Below are 18939 nucleotides of genomic sequence, written 5' to 3'. Positions count from 1 at the left end.
GCAAGTTATACACCCTGCCCTTATCACCCTCCCTGCCCGCTATCATCCTCCCTGCATAGCCACCAATATTTCAATCGCATCGCCGGCGGTAATAGCCTGCTGCGGATAGTTTTCTTTGGCCACAAACTGTTGATTTACAGCGATGGCATAGTGCTCGGGTAAGCCTGACCATGCCTGCAAAAAATTCTGTAAATTTTCAGGCGCTGGTATTTGCTCGGGTTTGCCGTTAACAAGGATGGTAATCATAGGTATTTAAAAGATGGATTAAATTAAACATTTTCCGGTCATTACTTTGGCCCCAGGCTTGCAAATAATTCACCAAAGCCCCAGCCAACAGCGGCGCCAATAAATAGCCATGGCGGAACAAACCGTTAATTTCGATGAGACCTGCCTGATAATAAATGCGTGGTAAATTGTCCGTCATGGCCGGCCTGCAATTAGTGCGCAGTGCGGTAATCCTGGCCTCGGCAAACCCTGGATGGATGGTGTAGAGCGCGGACAGCAACTCCAATGCCGACTGCACACTGGCTGGGCTGTAATCTTCGGTTTCGATTTGCGTCGCCCCCAGCACGTAGTGATGATTTGGCCGCGGCACTAAATACAAGCGATAGCGAGGGTGCATTAACCGCACCATGGTGGTTAGGTTAACCTCCGGCGCGTGCACTTCGATAATCTCGCCACGCACGCCTCGCAGCGGCATAGCAGAAGAATTAGCACCCATGCCCCGGCAATCGATTACCGTATCGAAACTCATTGTTTTCTGCTCGGTTTGCACCCAGCCTGGCCCCAGTTCAATAACGGGGGTTTTGTCCTGCCACTGCCCACCGAGATGCTTAATGGCGGAAGCCAAGGCCGACAACACCTGCGGCGGATTAACATAGGACTCATTAGGCAGATTGATTGCCTGGGAAAATCGGCCGGACAATTCCGGCTGCAGGCAGGCCAGACTTTGGGCATCCAGCTCGCAGTAATCATCACCTGCTGCGTGCTCTTGTTGACTGCGCGATTTGAATCCCAGTTGTCGTTTAAATTGAAAAAGCTCGGCCTGATCACTGGCATGGGCAACCACCATTGTGCCCACGCGTTGATAGGCATTAGAGATTTGCAGTTGTTCTGTCCAGGCTTGCCATAGTCCCATGGCATTACAACCCAGCAAAAAAATAAGTTCTTCGCTGGATTCCAACTCGCTGTAAGGTGCTAGCATTCCCGCCGCCACATGGGAGGCTGCACTGCCGGCTTCAACGCTGTCTTTATCAAACACCGTTACTTGGTGGCCGGCCAGCAACAATCGCCAAGCACAAAGCCTACCGGTAATACCAGCACCCACCACAGCAACCCGAGTGCGATTTTGCATTCGATTATTATCGGTATAGCTTGCTGCCACTGGCCTTAAACTCCCGCGACATTTCCGCCATACCTTCGCTGACCTCCTGGGTTTGCACATCGGCGCTGGACCGGTTAGCCAAGTCACGCACTTCTTGGCTGATTTTCATGGAGCAGAATTTCGGCCCACACATGGAGCAAAAATGTGCAACTTTAGCGGACTGCTTGGGTAGGGTCTCGTCGTGGAATTCCCGAGCGCGGTCTGGATCTAGGCTTAGATTAAATTGATCTTGCCAACGAAACTCGAAGCGCGCCTTGGATAGAGCATCATCGCGGATTTGCGCGGCAGGGTGGCCCTTGGCTAAATCCGCTGCATGGGCAGCGATTCTGTAAGCAATGATGCCCTCTTTCACGTCGTCTCGGTTGGGTAACCCTAAATGCTCTTTGGGTGTGACGTAACACAGCATGGCACAGCCATACCAAGCAATCATGGCGGCGCCAATCCCGGAAGAAAAGTGATCATAACCAGGCGATATATCGGTAATTAACGGCCCCAGAGTATAAAACGGCGCTTCATGGCAGTGCTTTAATTGCTCAGTCATGTTTTCTTGAATTTTGTGCATGGGCACATGCCCAGGACCTTCAATAATAACCTGCACATCGTGCTGCCAAGCGATCTTGGTTAATTCACCCAGGGTTTTTAATTCAGAGAACTGGGCCTCGTCGTTGGCGTCGGCTATGGAGCCAGGCCGTAGGCCATCACCCAACGAGATGGTGACATCGTATTGTTTTAGAATCTCGCAGATGTCGGCAAAGTGGGTGTAGAGAAAATTCTCTTGGTGGTGGGCCAAACACCATTTCGCCATAATCGAGCCCCCGCGCGACACAATGCCGGTGACGCGTTTGGCCGTCATAGGCACGTAGCGCAACAGCACGCCGGCATGAATAGTGAAATAATCCACACCTTGTTCGGCTTGTTCGATTAACGTATCGCGGAAAATTTCCCAGGTTAAGTCTTCGGCTATGCCGCCGACTTTTTCCAAGGCTTGGTAAATAGGCACGGTGCCGATGGGCACCGGAGAATTACGCACAATCCACTCTCGGGTTTCGTGGATATTATTACCCGTGGATAAATCCATTACGGTATCGCCGCCCCAGCGAGTGGCCCACACCAATTTATCCACCTCCTCCTCCACCGAGGAAGACACCGCGCTGTTACCAATATTGGCGTTTATTTTTACCAAGAAATTACGGCCAATAATCATGGGCTCAGACTCTGGGTGATTGATATTGGCCGGAATCACCGCGCGGCCGAGAGCCACTTCGTCGCGCACAAACTCTGGGGTAATCAACTGCACGGGTTTGCCCTGGGCGTCGGTTAATTCGGCTCGGCCTAGGTTTTCGCGCACGGCAATGTATTCCATTTCTGGCGTAATGATACCGGCCCGGGCGTAGTGCATCTGGGTTACATTTTTACCGGGCAAGGCACGCTTGGGCTTAGGTGGATTGGGAAAGCGCCAGTTTTCAATGCTGATATCGGCACCTCGCAAGCGTGTGTACTGCGAGCTAAATTCGGCCAGTTGCTCGGTATCGTTGCGCTGGGCAATCCACTGACTGCGATGCAACGGCAGGCCTTGGCGCACGTCTACAGTAACGGTGGGATCGGTGTAGGGGCCGGAGGTATCGTAAATCTTCACCGGCGGATTTTGCTCTACATCGCCATTTGGCAAGCGCGTGGGATCTAGGTGCACCTCGCGCATGGCGACTTGCACATCAGAATTCGGCGCAGTTACAAAGATTTTTTTGGAATTTTCCAGCGGCCCGGCGCTGGCAAGAACAGACGGTGAAGCGAGGGCAGTTTCGGCATTGTTTGGCATGAGTGAACTCCGGTAGAGTGATACACATGCGACATGCCGAGGCCAAGCGAAAGGCGGTAAGTGTGTTAGCGCGGCCCCCCCAAAGAGCCTGAGAACTAGGAGCCTGAGGACCCAAGAGCCTGATGACAGAGAGCCTGGAGATTAATCGGCCTTAAAAAACTAAGCCGCTCCCGGTTCTACCAACAGAAAACTGCTGAGATGAAGGCCCGTGGGCCAAGCAAAATCAAATTACGCTTTTAACACACTCGCGAGCTTAAACACTTGTTCCCTACGCAGGAATTAACCTGTTCAGGTGCGACGGGTTTGACTACTTCATCTCAGCCTCTGAGTTTTAACCGAAATTAAAATTAACCGGTTAAAACACAAAAGCACCCCGACAAGACGCTTACGAATGAGCAAAAGTCTAACCAAAGGTTTTTTAATTTACAACAACAATTGAAAAGTTTGTGAACCAAACAGCTGGCAAGGAGGAACATGCGGACTGGTTTATTTAGTGCCAAAGAGGCACCAGATCCAAGTATTGAGCGGCCTGGACCGGCGTATCGCACTGCGGCACCTGCCCCAGTAAAGGCGCGCCCATCAGTGATTTGAGCGTGGCGATATTTTCCAATAGCGCCGGGTTGGCGCTGTGCTGCAGGTCGTTTTCACCTGGGCAGTTAGCTACCCAGCCGGCCACGGCTAAGCCGCGGGCACGAATGGCAGCAACGGTAAGCAGCGCATGGTTAATACACCCCAAGCGAACGGCAACCACCACAATCACCGGTGTGTCCAGGGCCACAGCCAAATCCGCCAAGGTCTCGCGCGGATTAAGTGGCACCAGCCAGCCGCCGGCGCCCTCAACCAACCACAAGTCGGCGGGCGTCATCATGGCGCCACGGGCGAACCCTTCCAGGCGAGACACCTGCAGTTGCTTGCCTTCACGCTGGGCAGCAATGTGCGGCGCAATGGCTTCTTTAAGCGCCACTGGGTTAATGGTTTGGTACGGCAGCGGCAAATTGCAGTGAGCCTGCAAAGCTATGGCATCTTCGTTGTGCAGCTCGCCATCGACGAACTGACAGCCGGCAGCCACAGGCTTTAATGCCCCGGTAACCAATTTTTGCTCCGCCGCTTTTGCCAAAATGGCGCAACTGATAAACGTTTTACCAACCTCGGTATCGGTGCCGGTGACAAAATAAGTTTTTTTCAGCAACGCCATTTACTTTTCCAAAATAAAATAATCAACCTGATAACTTAACGGCAGACCATGCTGAGTGCGCTGCGTTTCATACGCCCGGGTAAACTCAGCAATTTTTTGTCGCCCGCCCAGGCCGGCCGCACTGCGGATATTCACATTGCGCGCGCCCAAGGCTTTCAGTGAATGCGTTAGGTCGCGCACGTTATCGTAGTACTGGGTGATGGGTTCTTTCTTGTATTCAACGCGGGCGTAGCCTAGCTGAGCCGCCTGCATCAACCATACTTTGGCCGAGGTAAATTTATTAACATGCTGGTCGTCATCCACTTGCGCCCAGGCGTGGTTTAATTCGTATAAAGTGCCTGGCCCCAGAGTGGCGATCACCGCACAGCCGCCAGGTTTAAGGACGCGGTATATTTCGGCCAGCACGGTGGCGGTATTTTCACACCACTGCACCATCAAACTGGAAAACAACGCGCTAAAACTGTCATCGGCAAATGGCAATTGCTCGGCATCACCCACGCAAAATAATTCACCCTGTTGCTGGCTTCGGGCGTACTGCAGCATTCCTTGGGCAAAATCCGTTGAAACCACCGTGGCATCGGGCAACAGCTCGGCCAGCGCCTTGGAGTAGATCCCGGTACCAGAGCCTAAATCCAACACCGAATCAACCTGGCGCCGAGCGATGGAACGGCGAAATAAACCGCTTAAGCGCGCCCCCACTTTACGCTGTAATTGCGCCACGGAGTCGTAGGTTGGCGCAGCTCGGCTGAAGGAATCCGCCACTTTTTGTTTGTCGCGATTGGGCTGATTGGCACCAATAAATTGAACAATTTTCTGTTCCACCGCCTGGGGCTCGGCCAAATGCAGCGCGTGGCCGCACTGGATTAATTCTACCGCACCTACCACCGGTGCTTTTATTAATAATTTGGCCAGCGGCTGCGCCGCGGTAGCGGGTACCAGTTGATCGTGCTCACCCAAAAGATGCAACGAAGGCACGGCCATTTGCGCCAAGGATTCGCGATTATCCAGCGTTTGTAACCAGTTTAAGCCCGACATATAGGCCGCATCCGGGTAGGCTTTTTGCGCCGCCATCAGATCACTGCGTAATTGCGCCAACTGGGTTTTATCCAAGTCGTTACCCACCAAGGGTGCAAATCGTTTTAATGTGGTTTGTAGCGAACGGCTGGCGCCACTGTAAAACTGCTCAAAGGTGGCCTTGGCCATGGCCGTCGGCCAATCATCGCTGGCGACAAATTTGGCATTAGCCGCCAAGGTAATAACGCCGGCGATTTTATCCGGCGCACCGGCGGCAAGCTGCACAGCAACCATTCCGCCCAGCGACCAACCCAATAAATAACAGCGCTGGGGGAGCATCTCGATTAAACTTTGGTGGTTTACCGGCGCGTGTCGATTGCCTCCAAAGCCTGGCAAATCCAAAATATGCAAATGAAAATGCTGATTGAGTTGGTAAGCAAAATCTTGCCAAGCGCGGGAATCACCACCCCAGCCGTGCAGCATCACCAGAGGCTCATCTACCAAAGGTTGTGAGGCGGAATAATAGCCCGGGGCCACAGGTGCACCGGGCTGGAGTACCGACGGGGGTATATTGGAATTTACTGCGGAAGTCACGCTGTGCCTTGATTGTCTAAATCAGTTGCGGGGTGTAGTTTTAACGCAAAATCCAAAGCCACAAGCAACTGTTCTATGTGCTCGGCACTGTGGTTAGCGGTGAGAGTAATGCGCAAACGCGCACTGCCATTGGGCACGGTGGGCGGGCGAATGGCGCCCACCAAAATACCTTGTTTTTGCAGTGTGCCAGCAACACTTAGGGTGCGCTGGGCACTGCCCAATAGCACCGGTTGAATGGCTGTAAAAGAATCCATTAGCTGCACACCTAGGCTGGCAGCGCCGGCCCTAAACATGGCTATCAATTGGGCTAGATGTTCGCGCCGAGTGCTATCGTGCTGGATAATTTCTAAGGCCGCGCGGTTTGCCGCGGCCACCGCCGGTGGTGTTGCGGTGGTGTAAATATACGGGCGGGCGAATTGGGTGAGCGTTTCGATTAATACGTCACTGCCGGCAATAAACGCACCAAAGCCGCCCGCGGCCTTACCTAGGGTGCCCATTAAAATGGGCACATCTTGCTGACTTAAACCAAAGTACTGCAAACTGCCGGCGCCGGTAGCGCCTAAAACACCAATGCCATGGGCATCGTCTACCATCAACCAGGCATTATTTTTACGGCAGGATTGCACCACCTCTTTGAGCGGGGCGATGTCGCCATCCATACTGAACACGCCATCGGTTACCACCAATTTACGCTGACCTGGCAAGGCCAAGGTTTTTTCTAAACTGGCAACATCATTGTGCAAGTAGCGCCGAAACTTTGCGCCGCAGGCTAAGCCACCATCCAATAACGAGGCGTGATTGAGCTTATCTTCCACCACCAAATCACCCTGGCCCAACAACGCCATGATGGTGCCAAAGTTAGCCATATAACCGGTGGAAAAAAGCAATGCGCGATCGCGACCGGTAAAGGCGGCAATTTCTTCTTCTAGCAGATGGTGTTCGCGGCTATGGCCATTTACCAAGTGCGAAGCGCCACTGCCAACGCCATAATGTTTGGCCGCCTGGGTAAAAGCTGCAACCACACTGGAGTGGTTGGCGAGACCCAAATAATCGTTACTGGCGAAACCCAAAAGCGTTTCGCCATCCACGCTAATGCTCGCGCCCTGGGCAGTTTCGAGTTGCCGCCGTTGGCGCATCAAGCCGGCTTGTTGACGCTCTTGTAACGCTTGCGCTAACTGCTGCTCGATCACTAAACTGCGGCGTTGTAAAAACGCTCCTCGTTGGCTCGCTCGGTGAGCTGTTGCTCCAGCTCTGCGGTTTGCTGCGCGTCGCTCATATGCTCTTCGCGGGTTTCGGGCTGTATACCTAGCTTGGCAAACAACATCATATCTTGGTTGGCCGCAGGGTTTGGGGTGGTCAGTAATTTTTCACCGTAGAAAATCGAGTTGGCTCCGGCAAAAAATGCCAGGGCCTGCATTTGCTCGTTCATTTCTTCCCGCCCTGCGGATAAACGCACGTAGGATTTCGGCATCATGATACGAGCCACAGCAACGGTGCGAATAAACTCGAAGGGATCAATGTCGTCGTTTTCCGCCAGCGGAGTGCCGGTCACTTTTACCAACATATTAATGGGCACGGAATCCGGGTGCTCGGGCATATTGGCCAGCTGTTGGAGCATACCCGCGCGGTCGGTCTCTTCCTCGCCCATGCCAACAATACCGCCGGAGCATACTTTCATGCCTGCGGCGCGCACACGCGCCAAGGTTTGCAAGCGATCGTCATAGGTGCGAGTGGTGATGATTTCACCGTAGTATTCTTTGGAGGTATCCAGGTTGTGGTTGTAGTAGTCCAAACCAGCGTCGGCCAACTCTTCAGCTTGCTCATCTTTAAGCATGCCCAAGGTCATACAGGTTTCCAAACCTAAGGATTTTACCCGGCGCACCATATCGGTGACGTAGGGCATATCCTTGTTTTTCGGTGAGCGCCAAGCCGCACCCATGCAGAACCGAGTGGCACCGGCTGCTTTTGCAGCCTCGGCTTCTTTTACAACGGCCTCGACCTTCATTAGCTTTTGCTTTTCTAAGCCGGTATCGTAACGAGCGGACTGCGGGCAATAGGCGCAGTCTTCTGGGCAGGCGCCGGTTTTGATGGAGCACAAGGTACTGACTTGTACTTGGTTGGGGTCAAAGTTAGCTCTGTGGACGGTTTGCGCCTGGAACAACAAGTCCATAAAGGGCTGTTGAAATAGGTTTAATACTTGGGCACGGGTCCAATCGTGGCGGATTGTTGCAGCGGTCATGCTTGATCTCACAGTCTCGTATTTTGACGATAGTGTAAACTCCGCCCAGCCGCTGTCAACCAAACAATGCCAAGCGGTTAACAAGTCGACCATTTGAGGCAAACACATGGATGTTACTAAGGAGATTAAGCGCCTAGTTGCACAGCAACGTAGGTGCCTTCTGTGCACTACTCCAAGCCCTGGAAGCGCCCTGTGTACGGCCTGTAACTCAGAATTGCCGAGGCTTTCCATATGCTGCCCGCGCTGCGCACTACCGCTGCCCCAACCGGCGCCTTTATGTGGCCAGTGCAGCCAGCGGCCGCCACCTGTAAACCGCAGCTTTGCGCGCTACGAGTACCGCTCTCCTATCGATTATCTAATCAACCAGTATAAAGAACATAACCATCAGCCCATCCGCAAATGGTGGCTGGCTGAGGTTAATGCCGAGGCCGACCATTTAAGCCAGCAGTGGCCAGACGAACTACCGTGGACGGCGATAACACCAGTTCCATTGCACTGGCGCAAACAGTGGCGACGAGGGTTCAACCAGGCCTACGAAATTAGCCGGGTATTGGCGCAGAGATGGGCATTGCCGATTGTTACGGCTAAAAGGCGGCTGGCCGGCGTGGACCAAAAGCAGCTCAACAAGCGAGAACGCGAACAGAACCTGGAGCAGGCATTTGTCTGCTCACAGGATTTAGGCGGGCACAACATTTTAATAGTCGATGATGTGGTCACTACCGGCGCCACGGTGAATACACTGGCGGGCCAGTTGTTAGAAGCTGGAGCTAACACGGTGGACGTATTTACTCTAGCCCGCACACCAAAACCCAGCGATAAGTGACCAAACTACCCGCGGTGGAAAAATTAGCCCACGGGCAGGTACAAGCCTAGCCGAAGGAAGGGCTTCTCAGCGCAGCGTCAACACCACGCACCATCAATTGCGAACCGGAAATCACACCGTATTCACTTTCGTCCAAATGTGCTTTGTTACGCGACAGCGCATAGGCCTTAGCCTTAGCCCGATCTTTTGTGCGATACACAAGATGGTTGTAGCGGTGGTTAATCACATACCAGAAAGAAGGATCAAAGTTACTCGAAGCACCCATACCAATTGGCTCCATACTAGGATTAATGAGATGTTAACCAAGCGTCGATCAACGGACATTCACACACAGTTGTAAATCTTCTGTTGCCTTTCAGGCCAACTCATTTAAATGTAGCAGTACTTTTCGATTCTTCCTGAAAATTTCTCCCAAAATCCGTGAAAAACTAAGAATTAGTACACAGCGATATTAAAAATAGCGCAAATGATGACTAACAAACGCCGGTAGCGTGAAAACGATCTTTTTTGGCACTCAATGCCGTGGCCGGCATCGGCTGTAACTAAACGGAGGGACGTAGCGACGACAATAGTTGTCGGCGGGAATGGATCATTTCTTTAAAGGTTTCCAGCAGAGCAAAATCAACCGTGTTGGTATCAACGCTGATGCGCTCAAGTTGACGCTGCAGGCTGATGATCTCGGATTGCACTTTATAGCGGGTGAGTTGTGACAATTGTTGATCTACATTGACGGGGAGTTTTGGTTCTTTCATTTGTGATGCCTCATATTATTGCCAACGAATAAACGGAGAATACAAAAATGGTGCGCCAATGCCAGCCGCAGCCGAAACAGCTCAATGACTTCATTTCGATGTTAAGTAGCACCTTTATACACCCACTGCAGGTGGTAAAAATGCGACTCAGATCTGATTTTTAGGGACGCCCAATTTTACTGGCGTGCATCGCTTCCTATCGACCTACTATTGCGCATTCCACACGGGCGCAGCCTTGGCCAAAGCCAATTGCAGCACTGAATAACGCCAGAAGCTTACAGGCCTAATGAAAGCGGCAAGATTAGCATAGCCCCAAATAAGCCACGCAAATTTCCGTTAAATCTAAAGATTGATTCGAACTCAAACCCGCACTGGCAATAGCGTTTCGCCATAAACTAGCCCCAGCGACGTAACCAGCCCACCCAGCAGCCACCGTTTTTTTTCAATTTGCCTATTCAATGGTAGTATTTGCGCCGATTGAGCCGCTAACAACCTCATACCGCACATGACAGATCTACCGCATCTAATTTGCAGCATTATTACGCTAAACCGGCAGGTAGAAACCGCCGGCAACTTGTTCCGAGACATACAGCAGCAGGGCCTACCCTGCCAATGGTTTGCCGGCGTCGATGGCCGCCAAGAAAAGCCAGCACTACAGGGGCGTGAGTTCTACAACTTGGACCGAGCGCTCACTCGCCACCGCCAGGAGCTGACGGTCAGCGAAATAGGCTGCTATCTATCGCACTACAGAGCCGTGCAACAAGCCTATGAACAGGGTTACGAGTTCGCCTGTATATTAGAAGATGACGTTGTAATTGAAGACAATTTCGCCACCGTGGTGCGCGAGCTAATGGCCGAAGACCTGGAACTGGTGCGGCTAATGGCGCTGAAGTTACGGCGCCGAAAAGTGGTTAAAACCCTGGCCAGCGGTTGCTTACTTACCCGGCCCGAGCGAGGTGTACTAGGTACTCAGGCCTACCTGTTTAATCGCCGGGGTATGCAGAAATTTTTGGACCACGCCTGGGATATGTACGAGGCCATCGACCACGTGCTAGATCATTTCTTTTTGTTTGATGTAGCGCAGCATGCCGTGGAGCCACACATCGCCTACGAACGTGTGCGCCCTACCAACGTCCAGAAAACCCCCTGTAATCGCTGCCAAAAACCCAATCTTTGGCAAAAACTCCGCCACCACCCTGCCAAGCTTAGCTTTAGCCGCAAACGCCATGCGTACTTTCGCACCCACAAAGCGGCTCTGTTCCCCAATGACCTACCGAACAAATGTCCAGGCAAAAGCCTGCGCCTGCGAGGCAAAGGAGAAGCGGGTAATGTGTTGAGCAATGAAGGGGAAACAATGCCCAGCCAGGACAGCCGGGCAGAAAATCATTAACTGCCGAGCAAGGCTTTCCAGTCGTACTCGGTATCGCCTACCACATAGAAGAACGGGTTTAGGATGTCTTCTTTGGTGTTGTAGCGCAGTACGTTGAAGTCGATATCCATCACCTTACCACCGGCGGCTTCAACCACCGCTTGGGCTGCTGCGGTATCCCATTCAGAGGTCAGCGCCAAACGCGGGTACAAATCCGCCTGACCCTCGGCCACCAAACACAGCTTCAACGAACTGCCCATATTTTTGGTTTCAACCGGGCCAAGTGCGTCGGTCAGCTTGTTCAACATGGCTTCCACGGCTTCAGCACCGTGGCTGCGGCTGGCAACCACCTCAATGGGGTTACCGCTGGCTTGCTGCTCGGCCAGGGTGCGCACTTTGATTTCAGACTCTGCACCGTCCGCAATTTTCCAGGCGCCCTGGCCTTTGATGCCGGAGTAGGTAATGTCCAGCACGGGTACGTATACCACGCCCAATACCGGCTCGCCGTTCTCAATTAGAGCAACGTTAACGGTAAACTCGCCGTTGCGTTTGATGAACTCTTTAGTGCCATCCAGTGGGTCGATGATCCAGTACTTGTTCCACTGACCACGCTCAGAAAACGGCGGTAAAGTAGACTCTTCAGACAACACAGGAACGCCCGGCAACAACTTGGCTAACGCCGGGTTTAAAATTGCGTGGGCTGCTAAATCGGCCTCGGTGACAGGAGAGTCATCGGCTTTGGCGTCAATCTCATAACCCGCAGCGCGATTGTATACTTCTAAAATTGCCTCTCCTGCATCGCGGGAAATGCTCACTACCTGTGATAACAGCTCTTTGTCCATGTATCGTCCTCTAAAATGTGTGGAAATCCGACGCCTACCATACCACGGTTTGCTTCAAACCGGTTCCGATTGAAGGCATACTACCGGCTCTTTGGTGAATAAACTTCTTAAACGGTCTGCGCTCTAGATGTCTGCCCCCGCCCAACCTCTGCTGAACTGGCAAGAAATCGACACCGTGCTGTTAGACATGGACGGCACCCTCCTCGATTTGCACTTTGATAACTATTTTTGGCTGGAGCATTTGCCCGCCGTCTATGCACAAACCAACGCCATACCACTGGCAGACGCCCATGCTCATCTGGGCCGTTATTTTAATGAGCACGAGGGAACCCTCAACTGGTATTGTTTAGATTTCTGGTCAGCCGCGTTGAAGCTCAATGTGGGTGAGTTAAAGCGTGAGGTACAGCACAAAATTAAAATACGGCCCTACGTTGAGGGGTTTTTAACCGCCCTGCGGCAACATAATAAAAAGCTGGTGCTCATAACCAACGCCCACCAAGAAGTTCTGAAATTGAAATTGGAAGTCACTGAAATTAACCAGTGGCTGGATGTGGTGCTGTCCTCGCATCAGTTTAAGCACCCCAAAGAACACCAAACCTTTTGGCAGCGCCTGGCCGAAGTGGAGCCTTTTGACCCCAACCGAACATTGTTTATCGACGATACCGTGCGCATTTTAAAGGCCGCCCAGGACTTCGGTATCCGCCACCTGCTGTGTATTCATCAACCCGACAGCCAAAAACCTCGCACCGTGGATGAATTTCCGGCCATCCATCACTTTGACGAAATCATGCCTTAAACCATGGCTGAAGCTTGCTCTGCCACGCTCACTGTGTGGCGCCTTGTGGATGGCAAACCAGGGCACGAGAAACAAAGCCAAGCCTTGGTTGAAGGTTTGGTTAATCAGCGCCCGGTGCAAACGCAAACGGTGCCTGTGGGCAACCTAAAGCACACATTGCGCGCACTGATCACCGGACGTTGGCCAGAATTAAACACCATTAATGCGGTCAGCGGCGTCCCGGATGTCGTTATCGGTGCTGGCCACGCCACGCACTTGGCCTTGCTCGCAATGAAACGGGTGTATGGTGCCAAGGCCGTGGTCATTATGAACCCAAGCCTACCCAGCAATTGGTTTGATGCGGTCATTACGCCGGCACACGATGGCTTGCAAGCCGGAGGTAATCGCCTAGTGTCTGCCACCGCATTAGCACCTACGGTGCTGAGCGATCCCAACCCAAACCTGGGATTAATTCTGCTGGGGGGAACCAATAAACACTTCGCCTGGCCTGAACCGCAAATACTCGAAGCCGTTAACCAACTCGTTACCCACCAATCCGGCAAACACTGGTTAATTTCCAACTCCCGGCGCACCCCCAACAGCACCAGCAATGCACTTAACACCTGGTGCCAACAACACGACGATGCTGAATTTATCAGCGTCGATCAATGCCCACCGGGCTGGCTAGCAGAGCAATTGACCAAGGTGGGAGAAATTTGGATCACCAAGGATTCAGCATCCATGGTGGCAGAGGCATTAAACACCCAAGCAGGGGTTGGGCTAATTGACCTACCGCTGATTATGCCGGGCACGGCCAATAAAATTGCCAAGGCAGCCCAGGGCTTGGTGGATGCCGGTGAGGTAGGCGTTATAGCAAGCGACCAGTACAACCCTGCTCCACCGAGATCTGCCGCCGCCAACCACCACTTAACCGTCGGTGCTCAGTTGCTAGCTTTGCTGGGCCTGTGACCTTTTACTACACCAGTGATCTATTACTAAACCAATAAGCTTTTACTGGGCCAGTAAACTCTGAAAAAAGCTGGCTGTGGCCAACGCAACCGCCCTGGGCTCCATTGGGCTGAGCGTTTCAATCAAGCGGTGAGGCTCGGAATCAGGCGCTGAAGCCAACCAATGCAAGGCCGTTTTCAAGGCCCCTACAGTGAATTCCTGCGTATACAAAAACACCTGCTGCTTACCGAATTGCTCTCGCAGTGCGGTTAAGCTGCCCATGGCAGGCGCGATGATGGGCAAACCAAACGATAACGCCAATACCGCCGTGCCGGAATTTAAAATTTTAACGTAGGGCAACACTACCGCGTCTGCCAAGGCGAAATAATCCGGCACCTGTTGCGGTGCGATATGCTGCAACTGCACGCGTACATGCGTGTTGCCCGCCACCTGGGCAAGTAATGCCTGGGCTGCGACTTTATCACTGGGCTCACCAGCAATCACTAAATAAACATCATTGGCCTCGCAGCCTTTGTGGGCCTGCAGTAATTGCTGTAACCCTTTGTGATGGCGCAACTTGCCAAACATCAACAACACGGTTGCGTCGTTTGGAATCGACAGCGATTGCCGGGTTACCGTGGGCCGGCCGGGCTGATAAAAATGTCGATAGTGTACGTGGGGCGTAACGCAATAGGGTTTATCGGCCTCGGCCGGAAACGCCGCTAAAAATTGGCCTCGGCTTTCGTCGGTTAGAAAAATAAAACCGTCCACCCAACTGACAAACTCAGCCATTAAGCGGTCAGCCAACTGAGGATGGGTAGGATTGTGCGGTTTTAAATTGTGCACTGTCCAAACCAGTTTTCCGCCATTTCGCTTTAACTTGGCAACCATTTTAGCTAGGCGGCGAAAGCGAATTTTAATACGCCAGGTGCGGCGGCCGCGCAACAGCATATCAGGCCAATGCACGTGCAGTATATTTTCGCCGGCCCAGTGCATTTTGCGCGAATGGAACTCCCCCACGTAAGCAAACTCCGCCATGGCCTGATACAAAATATGATTGTAGGGGTTGGCATCGATGTTTTTTTCCATCGGCCAGGCCAACACCTTCAACGGCGGATCTGCGGATTTAAAACCGTTATCACTGGCCACGGCTATGACTCACCTACTTGAGCAGAGGTGGCGCCCTCTGACGGCAATTTGTTACTTTGGTAAGCGTGCCAAATAAATACTGTGGGCAACCAGTATAGGAACCAAACATAGCTGGGCCGCATGAGCGGCTGCTGGGCTTCTACTAATGCCGTGCCCACACCGCTTAAAAACCAGCCACCGTAAAACCACATAATTGGCATGCTAGGCAGAGATTTAATCACCACCACCAGGGTGGCCACCATTTGCGCCACTAATAGCGTCAAGCCAATAACACCGGCGAAACGCAGGGTATCAACCAAAAAGTTATGGGGCTGGCCAAATACAGTGCCGTCTACGGTAAGGCTCACGCGATAATTCAGGCCCGTGCCCCACAACCAGTTGTCATTAAGACTAGCGATGGCGGCTTGCCACAACTCCCAACGAATGAAAAACGAATATACTCGAGCAAACGTATTGGTACCTAAAGACAACCACAAACCAAGCCCGACGAAAACTACGGCACCGGCGGCGAGCCAGCGCCAGTCGCGGGTGGTGACGCGGGTGGCAATCACCAACAACACGGTGGCGACGATCACTAAAAAAGGCACTTTGCTTTGCGCCAACATCACCACCAGTACCGGTGGTAGTGCACACAGTACAGAAATCACTTGGCACAGGCCTTGTTTAAAGTAGGCCAAATAGACGCAAGCTAGAAACCCCACGGTATAAAAGGCCGCCACACGGTTGGTATCACCGCCCCAGGCAATACCCTTAAAACGAGGCCACTGGCCGGGGATTGCCCCGTGGTGTTGCACTAGGTAATCCACCAGCCCGACTAATGCACTGGCACCGGCAACCCAGCCAAGCACAATAACCCACAGCCCACTGAAGTGTTTATAGGTTTGCATCACATAGGCGATGGCGAAATACAAAAAAGCTAAAATGGCCAACATTTTTATAAAAAAGCTGGGTTCGCGGTAGGTGGTAGCAACGTTGGGATCCGACCAAAAACTGCTGATGGCCAGAAACAAGGGCGCGCCTAAAAACAGCAATAGCCAGCGCCCATGAACGGCAAGGCTGGGCTTGGTTACCATAATCATCAACGTGGGTAGGGCCACCAGAGAATAATAAGACGACTGAATACCACCATTGGATGGGAAAACAAAAAAGCCCACGGTGATGGCATAAATACCAACCGCTAAACAATAACCCCAAAAAACTCGCCAGCGCGCTGCAAAGGTCGCACTTAGCGCCGGTTTAGTGGTTTCGGTTTGCACTGCTAATTTCATACGATGGCCCGATAAAAATCCTGGTACTGTTGAATGATTTTCTCGGTGCTATAAAGCGCGTGGTAATCACGCTGGCCAGCTTCTACCAGCTGCCTAGCAAAGGCTTGGTCATCCAGCACGTGTTGCATGGCGTGCTGTAGATCGTCCACTTGATCTATCGGTACGAGCATTCCGTTGTCACCGTCGGTTAATATTTCTGCCGGCCCCTGGGACGCAGCCGCCACAATGGGGCAGCCATGGTACCAGGACTCCAACAAAATACTGCCAAGCCCCTCATGCCTGGAAGGACACACAAACAAATCCGCGGTTGCCAACAGCGCATTGATGTCGTCTCGCCAGCCCAAAAACCGCACCCGTTCGGTGATGCCCAGAGATTGCGCCAGTTGTTTCAGGTTTTCTTCTTCCGGGCCGCTGCCGGCCAACCATAAAACGCCGCTCGGCATTTTTGCCAAAGCCTGCAGCAATACATCAAAGGCCTTGTTGTGGTGCAACCGACCAAAGGCCAACAAGAGAGGTTGATCCGTGGGTGTGGCAAAGCTGTCCCGCGCCAGAGCTGGGGCTTTTACTTCGTCCACAAAGTTGGGGATATGCACCACGCGCTCCGCCGGCATGCCACCTTTAATCAGGTGATCGCAGATACCCTTGGTGATACCCACCCAATAATCGCAGTGCCGGTAGTATTTTAGGTCGTAGTAATGCCCTAGGCGGGCCACCAACTGGTAGCCGCCCTTGGGTGTGAGTGCGGTTGCCCGGTTCATAAATGTCATTACCACATCGGGCTGAAATTGTTTCAGCGCACGCTGATAACGCCAGCGGCCCAGCATGTCTAACCTGCCGCCCAAGGGGAACAACTGATAGCGCGCACCGGCTTCTCGCAGCCGCTGTTCGCGCTTGGGGTTGGGGCGAGTAAAGGCGCATATGTCGTAATCTGTGCGGGTTTGCATTTCCGCCACAAAACGCGTGTAAAAATTCTCTGCCCCGCCAACGGGGGCCCCGGCCAACACCGGCGCAAATTTAAGTGATGACAATCGTTTACCTATCTGTCTGTGAGGCAGCACTGGAGCCCGCGGCCACAATGCGTTGTTCTTCGTCTAACCAACCGTGGTAGCCCCAATCCTGGCCGGTGCGCTGTTTTTCCAGCAACTGATCCATGGCTTGGGGCAGCCTTTGTGCCTTACGCCGAGCCTTCCAACGAGCCAGGCGAGGGCAGCGATAGGCAAGAGGGACAATATCCGCCCAGCCCAAGCCATCGATGACCACCAAACGCTTGGGACCATCGACCGACTGCTGCACCACAATGTTATGTAAAAGCAGGTTGCGCGAGGGCATCCCCAACTCGCCCCAGCGCTGCACAAAATCTTCCACCACCGCCATCAACGAGCGGGCTTTGCCCTGCTGCCATATGCACTGTTTTAACGACAAAGACACTCGGCCATCGTGGTCTTTGATCATTTCAGTGACTAAACCGGGGCCACAATCGGTGGCCACCAATCCATAGCACCGCGGAATTAAATCGTAGGCTGCATCGCCCACGGCGATCTGGATTTTTTGGTACACCCGTTGTTCTTGCCAATTTTCATCAAAGTAACGCAGGGGCTTTAAATTGCGTGGAAAACTCTGCTTAGCGCGCTTTATATCGGCACTGCGGTCCGGCCGCAGCACTTTAATAATGCGATTTGGGTCGCGCGGGTCGATGAAGCACAGGCGATTACCACCCTGCGCAAAGGCCCGCTCTAAACCACCCAGGATAACCTCTGTCATTGCAGCCAAACGTAGGGGTGTGAATAGGGCAACTCCATGGCACTTTCCACTATGTACTGTGCGTACAGAGTTGAGTTGATCTCTTGATGGAAGAAAGTGCGTGCCTTGTCGGCCCAGTATCTGCGCTTAAAGCTATCTTGGTTAAATTCCGTTACCAGCTGGGCTAAATCGTCCAAATCGTTGAAATAAACCAGGGTTTCTTCCGGCATAAATTCATGGAAACCGCCGCTGGCATGAGTAAACGTGAGCAGGCCATTGCCCACCATCTGCGCCATGCGTGCGGATGAGTACCAGTGCAGGCCTTCTTGTCGGTTCAGATTTAACCCCATTTTGCTGTCGGCTAGGGCACGATCGTAGTCACGCCCCCAAACCCCGGGCTGCTCAAAACTGCCTGGAGTATGGAATACGAGGTGGTCCGGCAAGCGCTGTTTTAACTGCGTTACTAACTCACCGCGCGATGTGTGTGCAGTCTCTTTGCTGCAAAACAGCAGGTCTGTTGGCAGCTCCTCACACAGCGATGCGTCGAAGGTTTCAATGGAGCTGTCCACCGGGTTGGGCATGTGCAGTAATTGCGCTCTGTGCCCAGTAAATTGCGCTAACTCTTGTTCACCAGTGGAGACAAACATGGCGTCCACTTCGGTTACCCGGCGGGCAATTTTGTCGACATTTTCAGGGACGAACAGCGGGTCATTGTTGCAGCCAGCGATAACCAAATTGGGGCTGAGCTTGCGCGCTTCGGCTAGGGTCTCGTTGCTGATGTAATCACAGTGGCCGACGATCATCAGGTCGGGCTCAAACGCCTCCACGGTTTGCAGCAGGCGTTTATTGGCTTTGCTTTTACCGAGATCGCGAATGCCCATGGGCGCTTCAAAGGCCGCTACATCGCGGTCACTGAAGGCTTGCACACAGTGGCCGTTGCGGATTAAGCCGAAATACAGCTTTTGCCCCCAACTGACTCGATTGTGCCCGTACTTACGTAATTGTTGATGAGCTACATGAATGATTCGCAC

General features: G+C 52.8%; 19 protein-coding genes and 1 riboswitch. Of the genes, 4 read left to right on the top strand and 15 right to left on the bottom strand.

The annotated features are described in order from the left end of the window. Positions 1 to 42: 42 nt before the first annotated feature. The 7 genes from thiS to bioB form a co-directional block, all read right to left on the bottom strand. On the bottom strand, positions 43 to 246 hold the full coding sequence (gene thiS / locus ACGHM3_RS05685) for a sulfur carrier protein ThiS (RefSeq protein ID WP_345421438.1): 204 nt from the start codon (positions 244 to 246) through the stop codon (positions 43 to 45). Beyond that, positions 227 to 1384: a glycine oxidase ThiO gene (gene thiO, locus ACGHM3_RS05680; protein ID WP_345421442.1), complete on the bottom strand. Its 1158-nt coding sequence runs from the start codon at positions 1382 to 1384 to the stop codon at positions 227 to 229. Before thiO ends, thiS begins: the two co-directional genes overlap by 20 nt. Further along, entirely contained in the window at positions 1362 to 3200 is a 1839-nt protein-coding gene (gene thiC / locus ACGHM3_RS05675; protein ID WP_345421445.1) for a phosphomethylpyrimidine synthase ThiC, read from the bottom strand. The genes thiO and thiC overlap by 23 nt, the downstream gene beginning before the upstream one ends. A 248-nt stretch (positions 3201 to 3448) precedes the next feature. Then, a riboswitch (TPP riboswitch) is annotated at positions 3449 to 3586 on the bottom strand. Positions 3587 to 3690: 104 nt separating this feature from the next. Beyond that, positions 3691 to 4395 (bottom strand): dethiobiotin synthase, encoded by a 705-nt coding sequence (gene bioD, locus ACGHM3_RS05670; RefSeq protein WP_345421448.1) that lies wholly within the window; start codon positions 4393 to 4395, stop codon positions 3691 to 3693. After that, complete coding sequence (gene bioC, locus ACGHM3_RS05665; protein ID WP_345421451.1) at positions 4396 to 6003, bottom strand: malonyl-ACP O-methyltransferase BioC; 1608 nt, start codon at positions 6001 to 6003, stop codon at positions 4396 to 4398. It lies immediately after the preceding gene. Continuing rightward, positions 6000 to 7193 (bottom strand): 8-amino-7-oxononanoate synthase, encoded by a 1194-nt coding sequence (gene bioF / locus ACGHM3_RS05660; RefSeq protein ID WP_345421454.1) that lies wholly within the window; start codon positions 7191 to 7193, stop codon positions 6000 to 6002. Before bioF ends, bioC begins: the two co-directional genes overlap by 4 nt. Continuing rightward, positions 7193 to 8242 (bottom strand): biotin synthase BioB, encoded by a 1050-nt coding sequence (gene bioB, locus ACGHM3_RS05655; protein ID WP_345421457.1) that lies wholly within the window; start codon positions 8240 to 8242, stop codon positions 7193 to 7195. The genes bioF and bioB overlap by 1 nt, the downstream gene beginning before the upstream one ends. Before the next feature lie 106 nt (positions 8243 to 8348). On the opposite strand from bioB, the gene ACGHM3_RS05650 reads away from it, so the two are divergent. Then, positions 8349 to 9065: a ComF family protein gene (locus ACGHM3_RS05650; protein WP_345421460.1), complete on the top strand. Its 717-nt coding sequence runs from the start codon at positions 8349 to 8351 to the stop codon at positions 9063 to 9065. Between the two features lie 46 nt (positions 9066 to 9111). On the opposite strand, the gene ACGHM3_RS05645 is transcribed toward ACGHM3_RS05650, so the two are convergent. Then, entirely contained in the window at positions 9112 to 9330 is a 219-nt protein-coding gene (locus ACGHM3_RS05645) for a hypothetical protein (protein ID WP_345421463.1), read from the bottom strand. Positions 9331 to 9607: 277 nt separating this feature from the next. Beyond that, the gene (locus tag ACGHM3_RS05640) at positions 9608 to 9817 is read right to left on the bottom strand and encodes a hypothetical protein (RefSeq protein WP_345421466.1); all 210 of its coding nucleotides are present in this window, start codon (positions 9815 to 9817) and stop codon (positions 9608 to 9610) included. Positions 9818 to 10322: 505 nt separating this feature from the next. Between ACGHM3_RS05640 and ACGHM3_RS05635 the strand changes: the two genes are divergently transcribed. Further along, positions 10323 to 11207 (top strand): glycosyltransferase family 25 protein, encoded by an 885-nt coding sequence (locus tag ACGHM3_RS05635; protein WP_345421469.1) that lies wholly within the window; start codon positions 10323 to 10325, stop codon positions 11205 to 11207. Here the strand turns inward: ACGHM3_RS05635 and cysQ are convergent. Further along, a complete protein-coding gene (cysQ, locus tag ACGHM3_RS05630) occupies positions 11204 to 12028 on the bottom strand; it encodes a 3'(2'),5'-bisphosphate nucleotidase CysQ (protein ID WP_345421472.1) in 825 nt (274 codons plus the stop codon). The genes ACGHM3_RS05635 and cysQ overlap by 4 nt on opposite strands. Before the next feature lie 127 nt (positions 12029 to 12155). On the opposite strand from cysQ, the gene yrfG reads away from it, so the two are divergent. Beyond that, on the top strand, positions 12156 to 12824 hold the full coding sequence (yrfG, locus tag ACGHM3_RS05625; protein WP_345421475.1) for a GMP/IMP nucleotidase: 669 nt from the start codon (positions 12156 to 12158) through the stop codon (positions 12822 to 12824). A gap of 3 nt (positions 12825 to 12827) precedes the next feature. Further along, complete coding sequence (locus ACGHM3_RS05620) at positions 12828 to 13772, top strand: ELM1/GtrOC1 family putative glycosyltransferase (protein WP_345421478.1); 945 nt, start codon at positions 12828 to 12830, stop codon at positions 13770 to 13772. A 42-nt stretch (positions 13773 to 13814) separates the two neighbouring features. On the opposite strand, the gene ACGHM3_RS05615 is transcribed toward ACGHM3_RS05620, so the two are convergent. Genes ACGHM3_RS05615 through ACGHM3_RS05595 form a run of 5 tightly spaced genes read right to left on the bottom strand, consistent with a single transcriptional unit; the run spans position 13815 to position 18939 of the window. Further along, positions 13815 to 14900, bottom strand: coding sequence for a glycosyltransferase (locus ACGHM3_RS05615; protein ID WP_345421480.1), 1086 nt, complete (start codon positions 14898 to 14900; stop codon positions 13815 to 13817). A 2-nt stretch (positions 14901 to 14902) separates the two neighbouring features. Beyond that, positions 14903 to 16168 (bottom strand): O-antigen ligase family protein, encoded by a 1266-nt coding sequence (locus ACGHM3_RS05610; protein ID WP_345421481.1) that lies wholly within the window; start codon positions 16166 to 16168, stop codon positions 14903 to 14905. Then, positions 16165 to 17196: a glycosyltransferase gene (locus ACGHM3_RS05605; protein ID WP_345421484.1), complete on the bottom strand. Its 1032-nt coding sequence runs from the start codon at positions 17194 to 17196 to the stop codon at positions 16165 to 16167. The genes ACGHM3_RS05610 and ACGHM3_RS05605 overlap by 4 nt, the downstream gene beginning before the upstream one ends. Positions 17197 to 17200: 4 nt before the next feature. Beyond that, a complete protein-coding gene (locus ACGHM3_RS05600; protein ID WP_345421486.1) occupies positions 17201 to 17929 on the bottom strand; it encodes a YrbL family protein in 729 nt (242 codons plus the stop codon). Continuing rightward, positions 17926 to 18939, bottom strand: a complete 1014-nt coding sequence (locus ACGHM3_RS05595) for a glycosyltransferase (protein WP_345421489.1) — start codon at positions 18937 to 18939, stop codon at positions 17926 to 17928. Before ACGHM3_RS05595 ends, ACGHM3_RS05600 begins: the two co-directional genes overlap by 4 nt.

Origin of the sequence: Halioxenophilus aromaticivorans, from assembly GCF_042850945.1 — a bacterium.
Classification (GTDB): domain Bacteria; phylum Pseudomonadota; class Gammaproteobacteria; order Pseudomonadales; family Cellvibrionaceae; genus Halioxenophilus; species Halioxenophilus aromaticivorans.
The sequence above is the reverse complement of the archived record's forward strand: the minus strand, read 5'-3'. Positions and strand labels throughout refer to the sequence as shown.